Source organism: Nonomuraea sp. NPDC049649 (genome assembly GCF_040675175.1).
Lineage (GTDB): Bacteria > Actinomycetota > Actinomycetes > Streptosporangiales > Streptosporangiaceae > Nonomuraea.
Genome location: NZ_JBFAOH010000006.1, coordinates 236,563 through 248,877, shown reverse-complemented (window position 1 = coordinate 248,877; position 12,315 = coordinate 236,563). Strand labels below are relative to the sequence as shown.

12 protein-coding genes are annotated in these 12,315 nt (G+C 71.1%); 9 read left to right on the top strand and 3 right to left on the bottom strand.

Annotated features, from left to right (window positions below):
• Positions 1-34 precede the first annotated feature (34 nt).
• Positions 35-2,650 carry a phosphoenolpyruvate carboxylase gene (locus AB0J42_RS11580; protein ID WP_364291748.1) on the top strand — a complete coding sequence of 872 codons (2,616 nt, stop codon included), beginning with the start codon at positions 35-37 and terminating at the stop codon, positions 2,648-2,650.
• Between the two features lie 18 nt (positions 2,651-2,668).
• On the opposite strand, the gene fdhD is transcribed toward AB0J42_RS11580, so the two are convergent.
• Together fdhD and AB0J42_RS11570 are read right to left on the bottom strand one after the other, a co-directional pair.
• Positions 2,669-3,508: a formate dehydrogenase accessory sulfurtransferase FdhD gene (gene fdhD, locus AB0J42_RS11575; protein ID WP_364291746.1), complete on the bottom strand. Its 840-nt coding sequence runs from the start codon at positions 3,506-3,508 to the stop codon at positions 2,669-2,671.
• Entirely contained in the window at positions 3,505-5,709 is a 2,205-nt protein-coding gene (locus tag AB0J42_RS11570) for an FdhF/YdeP family oxidoreductase (RefSeq protein WP_364291743.1), read from the bottom strand. The genes fdhD and AB0J42_RS11570 overlap by 4 nt, the downstream gene beginning before the upstream one ends.
• Before the next feature lie 95 nt (positions 5,710-5,804).
• Between AB0J42_RS11570 and AB0J42_RS11565 the strand changes: the two genes are divergently transcribed.
• The 8 genes from AB0J42_RS11565 to AB0J42_RS11530 all read left to right on the top strand — a co-directional run bounded on the left by AB0J42_RS11565 (position 5,805) and on the right by AB0J42_RS11530 (position 11,836).
• The gene (locus AB0J42_RS11565; RefSeq protein WP_364291740.1) at positions 5,805-6,620 is read left to right on the top strand and encodes a biotin--[acetyl-CoA-carboxylase] ligase; all 816 of its coding nucleotides are present in this window, start codon (positions 5,805-5,807) and stop codon (positions 6,618-6,620) included.
• Positions 6,621-6,653: 33 nt separating this feature from the next.
• Positions 6,654-7,166: a PH domain-containing protein gene (locus AB0J42_RS11560; RefSeq protein ID WP_364291737.1), complete on the top strand. Its 513-nt coding sequence runs from the start codon at positions 6,654-6,656 to the stop codon at positions 7,164-7,166.
• Between the two features lie 90 nt (positions 7,167-7,256).
• The gene (locus tag AB0J42_RS11555) at positions 7,257-8,342 is read left to right on the top strand and encodes an S-(hydroxymethyl)mycothiol dehydrogenase (protein ID WP_364291734.1); all 1,086 of its coding nucleotides are present in this window, start codon (positions 7,257-7,259) and stop codon (positions 8,340-8,342) included.
• Positions 8,342-8,962: an MBL fold metallo-hydrolase gene (locus tag AB0J42_RS11550; protein WP_364291731.1), complete on the top strand. Its 621-nt coding sequence runs from the start codon at positions 8,342-8,344 to the stop codon at positions 8,960-8,962. Before AB0J42_RS11555 ends, AB0J42_RS11550 begins: the two co-directional genes overlap by 1 nt.
• A gap of 58 nt (positions 8,963-9,020) precedes the next feature.
• Positions 9,021-9,233, top strand: coding sequence for a (2Fe-2S)-binding protein (locus AB0J42_RS11545; protein WP_364291728.1), 213 nt, complete (start codon positions 9,021-9,023; stop codon positions 9,231-9,233).
• 17 nt (positions 9,234-9,250) lie between these two features.
• A complete protein-coding gene (gene bfr, locus AB0J42_RS11540; protein ID WP_364291725.1) occupies positions 9,251-9,742 on the top strand; it encodes a bacterioferritin in 492 nt (163 codons plus the stop codon).
• Between the two features lie 144 nt (positions 9,743-9,886).
• Complete coding sequence (locus AB0J42_RS11535) at positions 9,887-10,555, top strand: response regulator transcription factor (RefSeq protein WP_012888073.1); 669 nt, start codon at positions 9,887-9,889, stop codon at positions 10,553-10,555.
• A gap of 3 nt (positions 10,556-10,558) precedes the next feature.
• Positions 10,559-11,836 (top strand): ATP-binding protein, encoded by a 1,278-nt coding sequence (locus AB0J42_RS11530; RefSeq protein WP_364291722.1) that lies wholly within the window; start codon positions 10,559-10,561, stop codon positions 11,834-11,836.
• Here AB0J42_RS11530 and AB0J42_RS11525 read toward each other — a convergent pair.
• Positions 11,820-12,302: a GtrA family protein gene (locus AB0J42_RS11525; RefSeq protein WP_364291719.1), complete on the bottom strand. Its 483-nt coding sequence runs from the start codon at positions 12,300-12,302 to the stop codon at positions 11,820-11,822. The two genes, AB0J42_RS11530 and AB0J42_RS11525, sit on opposite strands and share 17 nt — an antisense overlap.
• Between the last annotated feature and the right edge of the window lie 13 nt (positions 12,303-12,315).

Below are 12,315 nucleotides of genomic sequence, written 5' to 3'. Positions count from 1 at the left end.
CAGCGTCGCGGAGGCGGTGTATACGCTTCGAACCATGATGGATCAGGGCTCCGAGCACCGCAGTGCCGCCGTGACCGAAATGCCGGACGAACTGCGCCGCGACGTGCGGCTGCTCGGCAGCCTGCTCGGCCGGGTGATCGCCGAGCAGGGTGGCGAGGATCTGCTGGCCGACGTCGAGCGGCTGCGCAAGGCCGTCATCGCCGCCCGCCGGGGCGAGGTGACCGGCGACGAGATCGCCGCGATGGTGTCCGGCTGGGAGATCGACCGGGCGGTGGAGATCGCCCGCGCCTTCACCTGCTACTTCCACCTGGCCAACCTGGCCGAGGAGCACTACCGGATCCGGAGCCTGCGCCGCCGCGACACCGAGGACGCCGTGCAGCGCGAGTCGCTGGCGCAGGCCGTCGAGGAGCTGGGCCGTGAGCGCGTCGCCGAGCTCGTGAAGGACCTGGAGCTGCACCCTGTGCTGACCGCGCACCCGACCGAGGCGCGCAGGCGGGCCGTCGCCACCGCCATCCAGCGCGTCAGCCGCGAGCTCATGGAGTACAACGCGCCCGAGCGGGGCGCCTCCGAGCGGGCCGAGACGCATCGCCGCCTGCTGGAGGAGATCGACCTGCTCTGGCGGACGGCGCAGCTCCGCGACACCCCGCTGGACCCGCTCGACGAGGTCCGCACCGCGATGGCCGCCTTCGACGAGACCCTGTTCCGGGTGGTGCCGCAGGTCTACCGGTCGCTGGACGCGGCGCTCCACGACGACGAGGGCGCGCCGGTCGCCCGGCCGTTCATCCGCTTCGGCAGCTGGATCGGCGGCGACCGCGACGGCAACCCGAACGTCACCGCCAAGGTCACCCGCGAGGCCATCCAGATCCAGGCCGAGCACGTGCTCATCGCCCTGGAGAACGCCTGCTCGCGGATCGGCCGCGCGCTCACCGCCTCCGCCCAGTTCACCCCGCCCTCGCCCGAGCTGCGCACGGCCCTGGCCGCCGCCGTCGACCACCACCCCGAGCTGGTGTCCGAGCTCGGCACCCGGTCGCCGCGCGAGCCGCACCGGCAGTGGCTGCTGTTCGTGGCCGCGCGCATCGCCGCCACCCGCCGCCGCGACCTCGACCTCGCCTACCGCGGCGCCGGCGAGCTCCTCGCCGACCTGCGCCTCGCGCAGGACAGCCTCGCCAAGACCGCGCCGCGTCAGGCGTACGGGGAGCTCCAGCATCTGATCTGGCAGGTGGAGACGTTCGGCTTCCACCTGGCCGAGCTGGAGATCCGCCAGCACTCCCAGGTCCACGCGGCCGCCCTTGAGGAGATCCGCCAGGGCGGCGAGCTGTCCGAGCGCACCGAGGAGGTGCTGGCCACGATCCGGGTCATCGCCTGGATCCAGGACCGGTTCGGCGTCGACGCCTGCTCCCGCTACGTGGTCTCCTTCACCCGCTCCGCCGACGACGTCGCCGCCGTGTACGAGCTGGCCTCCCACGCGGTCGGCTCGCGCCCGCTGGCACTGGACGTGGTGCCGCTCTTCGAGTCGGGCGAGGACCTGGCCAACTCGCCCCGGGTGCTCACCGGCATGCTCGACATCCCGCAGGTCCAGGAGCGGCTGGCCGCCACCGGGCGGCGCATGGAAATCATGCTGGGCTACTCCGACTCGGCCAAGGAGCTCGGCCCGGCCGCCGCCACCCTCCGCCTGTACGAGGCGCAGGAGCAGCTCACGGCCTGGGCCGCGAAGCACGACATCAAGCTGCGCATGTTCCACGGCCGCGGCGGCGCGCTCGGCCGGGGCGGCGGCCCGGCCAACCGGGCCGTGCTGGCCCAGGCGCCCGGCTCGGTCGCCGGCCGGTTCAAGGTCACCGAGCAGGGCGAGGTCATCTTCGCCCGCTACGCCCACATGGCGATCGCCCGCCGCCACATGGAGCAGGTGACCAACGCCGTCCTGCTGGCCTCCTCCGCCACGGTCGGCGCCCGCACCGCCGCGGCGGCCGAGCGGTTCCGCCCGCTCGCCGAGCGGGTCGCCCGCGCCTCCGAGGAGGCCTACCGCGCGCTCACCGAGGCGCCCGGCTTCCCCGAGTGGTTCGCCCTGGTCAGCCCGCTGGAGGAGATCGGCTCGCTGCGCCTCGGCTCCCGCCCGGCCCGGCGCGGCCTGGGCGCCCCGCGCTCGCTCGACGACCTGCGCGCCATCCCGTGGGTGTTCGCCTGGGCGCAGACCCGGGTCAACCTGCCCGGCTGGTACGGCCTCGGCACCGGCCTGGCCGCCGTCGACGCCCTGGAGGAGCTGCAGGCCGCCTACGCCGAGTGGCCGCTGTTCAACTCGCTGATGGACAACGCCGAGATGTCGCTGGCCAAGACCGACCGCACCATCGCGGCCCGCTACCTCGCGCTCGGCGGGCGCGACGACTTCGCCGAGCAGGTCCTGGAGGAGTACGACCGCACCCGCAGCCTGGTGCTGAAGGTCACCGGCCACAAGCGCCTGCTGGAGAACCGCAAGGTGCTCTCCCGCGCCGTCCAGCTCCGCGACCCGTACGTGGACGCCCTGTCGCACCTGCAGCTGCGGGCCCTGACGGTGCTGCGCACCGGCACCCCGTCCGACCACGAGCGCGAACGCCTGTCGACCCTGCTGCTGCTGTCGGTCAACGGCGTGGCCGCGGGGCTGCAGAACACCGGCTGACCCCGCCGGGGGGACGGTTCACTCCAGCCCGATCCGTTCGTGGCCGGAGTAGACGTTGCACCGTTCCCCCCGCAGGAAGCCCACCAGCGTCAGCCCGAACCGCCTGGCCAGGTCGACCGCCAGCGACGACGGCGCCGAGACCGCGCAGACCGTCGGCACGCCCGCCGCCAGCGCCTTCTGCATGATCTCGTAGCCGGCCCGGCCGCTCACCATGAGGACGTGCCCGGCCAGCGGGAGCCGGCCGCCCATGGCCGCCCAGCCGACCAGCTTGTCGACGGCGTTGTGCCGGCCGACGTCCTCCCGTACCGCCAGCCGGGTGCCGTCGGCGGTGAACAGGCCCGCCGCGTGCAGCCCGCCCGTCTTGCCGAAGACGCCCTGGCCCGCCCGGAGCGCGTCCGGCAGCCCGTACAGGACCTCCGTGGAGATCGGCGGGCCGCCGGGCGGGAGCGGGTCGCACCGCTCGTGCAGCCGGTCGAGGCTGGCCGACCCGCACACCCCGCACGCGCTGGAGGTCACGAAGTGACGCTCCAGCGCGGGCAGGTCGGGGACCGGCCCGCGCAGCCGCACGGTGACGGTGTTGTAGCGCTCCTCCGGCGGCAGGTCCTCGTCGGTGCAGTACGCGATGGACGCGATGTCGTCGCTGCCCGCCAGGCCCTCGCCGTGCAGGAACCCGGCGGCCAGCTCGAAGTCGTGCCCCGGCGTGCGCATGGTGATCGCGACCGTCCGGCGCGTCCCGTCGCCCCCGATGAGCCGGATCTCCAGCGGCTCCTCGGTGGCCAGGTCGTCGCGGCGCTCGCGGACCGTGCGCCCGGACAGCTCGCGGATCCGGGCGCGGCTCGTGGGCCCGGGCCTGGTCACAGCGCCCGCACGGTGACGACGGCGTTGTAGTCGGGGATGCGCGCCTGCGGGGAGCGGCGCGTCTCGTCCAGCAGCACGTTGCCCTCCGGCCAGTGGACCTGGAGGTTGCCGGGCACGAGCGGGGCCCGCAGCACCTTCCCCCGGTACGCGCGCTCGCCCGCGCGTAGCTCGACGGGGGAGCCGTCGGGCAGGCCGAGCCGGTCGGCGTCGTACGGGCTCATCAGCACGGCCTCGCGGACCGCGCCGTTGAAGCCGTCGACGCGCTCGTGGACCATGCTGTTGAACTGCTTGCCGCGCCGGGTGGAGACGGAGAACGTGCCGTCGGGCCGCTCCAGCGCGGGCGGCTCCACCGCCGAGAACACGCCGTGGCCGTCGGGCGTCGGGAAGCGGCCGCCGGGGCAGAGGTGCCGCCCGCCGTACTGGACGTTGTCGCCGAACCGCCGCAGCCCGGCGATGCCTTCGTAGAAGGGGACCGCGCGCTCGATCTCGTCGCGGATCGCGGGCGTGCCGGTGAACCGTACGTGTCGCGAAATTTCAGGACGTGTGGCGGCGGCCAGCTCGGTGAAGATCTTCCACTCCGGCCACGCCTCGCCGATCCGCGGCCCCTGCACCTCCGGCGAGAAGATGATCCGCCGCTCGGTCGAGGTCTCGGTCACCCCGCCCGCCATCTCGTAGCGGGTCTGCGCGGGCAGCAGCAGCACGTCGCCCTCGGACGGCACGAGCATCTGCGACGACAGCACGATGTCGATGTGCACCCGCAGCCCGAGCCGCGACAGCGCCTCCCGGCAGTAGTCCGGGTCCGGCAGCACCTCCAGGAAGTTGCCGCCGGAGGAGATCAGCGCGTCCAGCTCCCGCGCGTGCGCCGCGTCGATCATGTCGGTCGCGGTCAGCCCCGGCGCGGACGGCACCTCGAACCCCCACAGCTCGGAGAACTTCGCCGCGTTCTCCGGCGTGATCGGCAGCCCGCCCGGCAGCCCGGTCGCGTACGCCCCCATCTCCGCCCCGCCCTGCACGCCGCTGTGGCCGCGGATCGGCATCAGCCCGCACCCGTCGCGCCCGACGAAGCCGCGGGCCAGCGCCAGGTTGACGATCGCCCGTACGTTGTCCTCGCCGTAGGTGTGCTGGGTGACGCCCATCGACCAGACCAGCACGGCCGAGCGCGCCTCGCCCAGCATCCTGGCCAGCTTCAGCATGTCGTCCCTGGTCGAGCCGGACAGCGCCTCCAGCGTCTCCCACGACTGCTCCGCCACCGCCCGGCGGGCATGCTCGAAGCCGGTGGTGTGCCGGTCGACGAACTCCTTGTCGACCCAGTCGTTCTCGATCAGGTGCTTGAGCACCCCGTTCAGGAAGCCGATGTCGCCGCCCTGGTGGACCCCGAAGAACTCGTCGGTGATCTTGGTGCCGAACAGGGCCGACTCGGCGTTGGACGGCACCCAGTACCGCTCCATGCCCGGCTCGCGGTAGGCGTTGACCATCGCCACCCGGGTGCCGGCCTTCTTGGCGTGGTAGAGGTACTTCATCGCCACCGGCTGGTTGTTCGACGGGTTCGACCCGATGAACACGATCAGGTCGGAGCCGATCCAGTCACTGTAGGAGCAGGTCGTGGCCGCCGCGCCGATGGTCTCCTTGAGCGCCACCGTCGAGGGCGAGTGGCAGATGCGGGCGGCGTTGTCGATGCTGTTGGTGCCGAGCGCGCGCACCGCCTTCTGGGCCGCGTAGTAGTTCTCGTTCGGGATGCCGCGACTGGTCAGGTAGGCGCCGAAGCGGGCCCCGCGCAGCCCGTCCGCCGCCACCCGCAGCGCATCCTCCCACGACACCCGGGTGAAGCCGGGCTCGCCGGCGCGCCGCAGCATCGGGTACGGCAGCCGCCCCAGCTCGCGCAGCTCGGCGCTCTTCTTCCCGGCCAGCCGGTCGGCGTCGGCCAGCAGCGACACGTCCAGCGCGGGCATCGTGTTGAGCGGCAGCAGCCGCAGCCTGATGTTGCACAGATGGAGTTCGGGCATGGTCCAGTCGCGCATTCCTTGGGTGCCGAGCGCGCACCCGTCGCACGTGCCCTGCGTGAGGATCCGCCAGGCGTAGCGTCTGTTGCCCTTGACCGACCGGAAGGCCTTGATCAGTTCCAGGTAGTTGTTCGGCTTGCGCAGCCCGAGGCCGAACGGCCGCCACGACGCCCAGTTACGCGGATCCAGTCGCTTGCTCATGCCTCCATCTTGCGCCCGGTGAGATAACGATCGGGAGCCGCCTTTCCGGGGCATGGCAGGTCGGGAGTGCTTTGCGGGTGCGGAAGGATGGAGGCATGTCTCGCTACTCCGACCTCGACCGGCCACCGCTGTCCGAGCCGGCGCTCAACCGTGCCCTGGTCCGCCCGGGCGCGCTCTGGACGGGCGTCACGGTCGTCGACAGCACCGGCTCCACCAACGCCGACCTGGCCAGGCTCGCGGGGGAGGGCGCGCCGGAGGGCACGGTGCTGGTCGCCGAGGAGCAGGTCTCCGGGCGGGGCAGGCTGGGCCGCACCTGGACCGTTCCGGCCCGTGCGGGGCTGACGTTCTCGGTCCTGCTCAGGCCGTCGGTGCCGGTCTCCGCGTACGGGTGGCTGCCGCTGCTGTTCGGCGTGGCCGCCGCGTCCGCGGTGCGCCGCCTGGCCGAGGTGGACGTGCGGCTGAAGTGGCCCAACGACCTGCTGATCGGCGAGCGGAAGCTGGCCGGGGTGCTGGCCGAGCGGGTCGAGGGCGGGGTGGTCGTGGGCATCGGGCTCAACGTGCTGCTGCGCGACGACGAGCTGCCCGTCGGCACCGCGACCTCGCTGGCCGTGGAGAAGGCGGCCTGCCTCGACCGCGACCCGCTGCTCCGGGCCGTGCTGCGGGAGATCGCGACCCACTACCACGAGTGGAGCGAGGCGGGCGGCGACGCGGAGGCCAGCGGGCTGCGCTCCGCCTACCTGGCGTCCTCCGCCACGGTCGGCCGCGACGTCCGCGTGCAGCTGCCCGGCGACAGCGCGCTCACCGGCCGCGCCGTCGGCATCGACATGGCCGGGCACCTGCGGGTCAGCGCCGACGACCGGGTCTACACGCTGAGCGCGGGCGACGTCGTACACGTTCGGCCCGCACCGTAGCCCCGCGCCGCGCCGAGGTGGCACCATTTGCGCATGACCATTCCCGACCACCACCTCACCGAAGGTGAGAGCCGCGTCCGGTCCTTCAACCCCCACTGGAAGCGGCTGGTCGTCCCCTTCATCGCGCTCATCCTCATCGCCGCCGCGTCCGGCGCCGCGATCTACTTCATCCCGGGCGGCTGGGAGTACGCCGCCTACGCCCGCATCGCGGTCGCCGTCATCGGGCTGATCCTGCTGACGATCTGGTCGTTCGTCCCGTACCTGCAGTGGAAGAACACCGGCTACGTGCTCACCACCCACCGCTTCACGATCAGTACGGGCGTGCTCAACAAGTCGACCGACGAGATCCCGATGGCGAAGGTCAACACCGTGAGCTCCGACCAGACGCTCTTCGAGCGGCTGCTGGGCTGCGGCACCCTCACGGTCGAGTCCGCGGGCGAGCGCGGCGAGATCGTACTCCGCGACATTCCGCGCATCCAGGCGGTCCGCACCGACCTGTTCCGGCTCCTGGAGGACGCCGCCGACGGCCAGATCGACGGCCGGTGACCCGCCGCGCCGCCGTCGGGTGAGAGGCGTCGGCGTGGTGCGGGTCTCATGTCTTGCGGTTTCGCGCCTCCTCGACACAAGATGGCTGGCATGCCGTACGAAGTGCAGGGTGTCATCGCCCGAGGTAAAGGCCAGAAAGTCTCTCTGGAAACGGTGCTGGTCCCGGACCCGGGGCCGGGCGAGGCGGTGGTGACCGTTCAGGCCTGCGGGGTCTGCCACACCGACCTCCACTATCGAGAGGGCGGCATCAGCGACGACTACCCGTTCCTGCTCGGTCACGAGGCGGCCGGTGTCGTGGAGGCCGTCGGTGCGGGCGTCACCGGGCTGGAGCCGGGCGACTTCGTCATCCTCAACTGGCGTGCGGTGTGCGGTCAGTGCCGGGCGTGTCTGCGCGGCCGGCCGTGGTACTGCTTCAACACCCACAATGCCACGCAGAAGATGACGCTGGCCGACGGCACGGAGCTGTCGCCCGCGCTCGGCATCGGCGCTTTCCTGGAGAAGACGCTGGTCGCGGCCGGGCAGTGCACGAAGGTGTCGGCCCAGGCGCCGGCGGAGGTGGCCGGGCTGCTGGGCTGCGGCGTGATGGCCGGCGTCGGCGCCGCCATCAACACCGGCGGTGTCACCCGCGGCGACACGGTGGCGGTCATCGGCTGCGGCGGTGTCGGCGACGCGGCCGTGCTGGGGGCGTCCCTGGCCGGGGCCGCCAAGATCATCGCGGTGGACGTGGACCCGCGCAAGCTGGAGTGGGCGCGCGACTTCGGCGCGACCGACACGGTCAACTCCCGCGAGACGGACCCGGTCGAGGCGATCCGCGACCTCACCGGCGGTTTCGGCGCCGACGTGGTGATCGACGCGGTCGGCCGTCCCGAGACGTACGAGCAGGCTTTCTACGCCCGCGACCTGGCCGGTACCGTGGTCCTTGTCGGAGTGCCGACTCCGGAGATGCGCATCGACCTGCCGCTGCTGGACGTCTTCGGCCGGGGCGGCGCGCTCAAGTCGTCGTGGTACGGCGACTGCCTGCCGAGCCGCGACTTCCCGATGCTCATCGATCTGTTCCTGCAGAACCGGCTGCCGCTCGACAAGTTCGTCTCCGAGAAGATCGAGCTCAGCCAGGTCGAAGAGGCCTTCAACAAGATGGAACGCGGCGACGTGCTGCGATCGGTGGTGATGCTCTGATGCTCGACAAGGTCGTGACTTCCGGCACCTTCTCGCTCGACGGCGGCACGTGGGACGTCGACAACAACGTCTGGCTGGTCGGCGACGCCCGCGAGGTCGTCGTCATCGACGCCGCGCACGACGCGGAGGCCATCGCCAAGCGGGTGGGCGGGCGCCAGGTGAGGGCCATCGTCTGCACGCACGCGCACAACGACCACATCAACGCCGCCGCCGACCTGGCCCGCCGCACCGGCGCGCCGATCCGGCTGCACCCCGACGACCAGGTGCTCTGGGAGCAGGTCTACGGGGACGAGGTCTCGTACGAACCACTCTCCGACGGCGAGAAGATCGAGGCCGGCGGGATCGTGCTGGAGGTCCTGCACACTCCCGGCCACGCGCCCGGCGCGGTCTGCCTGTACGCGCCCGAGATCGGCGCGCTGTTCAGCGGCGACACGCTGTTCAAGGGCGGCCCGGGGGCGACCGGGCGGTCCTACTCGTCCTTCGACACGATCATCAAGTCGATCCGGGAGCGGCTGCTGGTGCTGCCGCCCGAGACCGTCGTGCACACCGGTCACGGCGAGTCGACGTCGATCGGGGCGGAGGCGCCGCACCTGGAGGAGTGGATCGCCCGAGGTCACTGACCTCGGACTATGGCCGAACTCACGTAGGCAAGCCTAACCTCAGTGGGCTACCTTAGGTATGCCTTACCTGACTTGTCCCCTGAGAGGCTGCCTGATGTACGTGTGTGTCTGTCGTGCCGTGACCGAGAACGAGGTCCACGACTGCATCGCCGCGGGCGCCAGGAGTGCGAAGCAGATTCGCGACACAACGGGCGCAGGGGGAGACTGCGCCCGTTGTGTGCGAAAGATCTGTGCGATGCTGAAAAGGAATGAGGAACTGACCACGGCATAAGCGCAAGGGGCCGTCCCATGCAGGGTGACAGGCAGATCATCGAGCTCCTCAACGAGCAGCTGACGGCAGAGCTCACGGCCATCAACCAGTACTTCCTGCACGCCAAGATGCAGGAGAACTGGGGCTACACCAAGCTCGCCGCGCACACCCGGGAAGAGTCGATCGAGGAGATGCGGCACGCCGAGCGCCTCACCGACCGCATCCTGTTCCTCGAAGGGCTGCCCAACTACCAGCGCCTCGGCACGCTCCACATCGGCCAGACGGTGCGCGAGCAGCTCCAGGCCGACCTGGAGGTCGAGCTGGGCGTCGTGGAACGGCTCCGGCCGGGCATCGCCCTCATGCGCGAGAAGGGCGACATCACCTCCGCCCGCATCTTCGAGGAGATCCTCGAGGACGAGGAGCAGCACATCGACTACCTGGAGACCGAGCTCGGCCTCATCGAGACGCTCGGCGAACAGCTCTATCTGGCCCGCTACGCCGAGCCGCGTCCGGCCGAGGATCGACCGTAACGGCCGGGCCTTCAGAGGCGCGGTAATTTAATCATGACTAACCGACATTTAGTTGCGTTTGCCCAGGTCAATAGATAGGTCAACGACGAGTCAAACCGCGCGCTGTGACCGGGAAACGATCGCCTAAGGTCATACGATCGCTTCATGACCTGCGTACTTCTCGCCGAGGATGACACCTCGATTTCCGAGCCCCTGGCGCGCGCCCTGCGCCGGGAGGGCTATCAGGTTGAGGTGAGCCCCGACGGCCCGCAGGCCCTGGAGAGGGCACTGTCGGGGGGCATCGACCTCATCGTTCTGGATCTCGGGCTGCCGGAGATGGACGGCCTGGAAGTGGCTCGCCGGATCCGTGCCGAGGGCCACGGCACGCCGGTGCTGATCCTCACCGCACGGGTGGACGAGGTCGACACCGTCGTCGGCCTCGACGCCGGAGCCGACGACTACGTCACGAAACCGTTCCGGCTCGCCGAACTGCTCGCGCGGGTCCGCGCGCTGCTGCGGCGCGGCACCTCCGAGACCCCGGTGGTGCAGGGCGTCCGCATCGACGCCGACTCCCGCCGGGCCTGGATGGGAGACAAGGAGCTGCACCTCACCACCAAGGAGTTCGACCTGCTGCGCGTGCTGGTGCGTGACGCCGGCAAGGTGGTCACCCGCGAGCAGATCATGCGGGAGGTCTGGGACACCAACTGGTGGGGTTCGACCAAGACCCTGGACATGCACATCTCGTGGCTGCGCCGCAAGCTGGGGGACGACGCCGCCAAGCCTCGCTACATCACCACCGTCCGGGGAGTCGGCTTCCGCTTCGAACGCGAGTAGGGCATGCGCCGACGCCTGCTCTCCTCAACCCTCCTCGTGGCGGCCATCGCCATCCTGCTGCTCGGGGTACCCCTCGGCGTCGTCGTCAGCCGGCTGATCGTCGACGATGCCGCCCAGCAGCTCCGGGCGGACGCGACCCGCCTCGTCGGCGAGGTCGAGTACGCCCGCATCCAGGAGACGCCGCTCGACCCGCAGCAGCTCGAACAGAAGTATCCGAATCGCTACATCCAGATCTTCGAACGCGGGAACCCCCCGAAGGCCACCGTCGTCGGCACGCCGCCGCCGTCCGGCCAGCAGATGACGGAGGACGCCGAGTCCGACAGCGGCATCTTCGTCCGGGTGAGCCGTGACCGGGCCCAGGTCGAGCAGGACGTGTACGCACGCCTGCTGCTGATCGTCGCCCTGGCCGTCGCGGCTCTGGCCGTGGCCGTCGGCCTGGCCATCGTGCAGTCACGCCGGCTCGCGCTGCCCCTGCGCGACCTCGCCATGATCGCCGAACGGCTCGGCTCGGGTGACGCCCGGCCGAGCAAGCACCGTTACGGCATCCCCGAGCTCGACCGGGTGGCCCAGGTCCTCGACCGCAGCGCCACCCGCATCTCCGACCTGCTCACCCGCGAGCGCGAGTTCGCCACCGACGCCTCCCACCAGCTCCGCACCCCGCTCACCGGCCTCACCATGCGGCTGGAGGAGATCGTCGCCTCCGCCGACCACCCCGAGGTGGTGCGCGAGGAGGGCGAGGCGGCCATCGTGCAGGCCGAACGGCTCACGGCGGTGATCGACGAGCTGCTCGCCGCGGCCCGCCGGCAGCGCCACTCGCAGGCCGAGCCGATCTCCATCGACCAGGTGCTGGTCCAGCAGGTGACCGAGTGGGACCCGGTCTTCCGCGGCGTCGGCCGCAAGCTCGTCCTCGCCGGCACCCGCGATCTCAAAGCCCTGGCCACCACCGGCGGCTTCGGCCAGGTCATCGCCACCCTGCTGGAGAACTCGCTGCGCCACGGCGGCGGCACCGTCACCGTCACCACGTCGAGCGGCGACAACTACGTGGTGATCGAGGTGACCGACGAGGGCCCCGGCATCGACGACGAGATCGCCCCCAAGATCTTCGAGCGCAACGTGAGCGGGGGCGGCGGCACCGGCCTCGGGCTCACGCTCGCCCGCGCCCTCGCCGCCGCCGACGGCGGGCGGCTGGAGCTGGTACGGAGGAGGCCGGCGACGTTCGCCATCTTCCTGCGCCCGGCCGACGACCACGGCAGGACGCGCGTGGTCAGCGGTCCTGCGTGACCCCGGTCCCGGGCAGCTCGGCCGGGATCGGCGTGGTCGCCTCCAGGAACACCCACTTCTTGTACGACCAGTAGCGGAACAGCGTGCCGAGGCCGACGCCGACGATGTTGGCGATGTTGAGGCTGAGCGGGTCTTCGAGCTTGAGGGTGTAGGCGGTGAAGCCGATCACCAGCACGCCGAACAGCAGGGCGATGCCGTTGAGCAGGAAGAACAGGAAGTATTCGCGCCCCAGCCCGCTCTGCTCGCGGTGGCGGAACGTCCAGAAGCGGTTGCCCAGATAGGCGAAGGTGGTCGAGATCGTCGTGGCGAAGACCTTCGAGGTCATCGGCCCCAGGCCGACCACCAGCTGGAACAGGTTGAACGCGCCCGTGTCGAGGAGGAACGCCAGCCCCCCGACGGCGCCGAACTTGGTCAGCTCATGGAGGAGTGAGGAGAACCGGTGGTACAAGCCCCTGACGAATCGCACGTCTCTGCTCGGC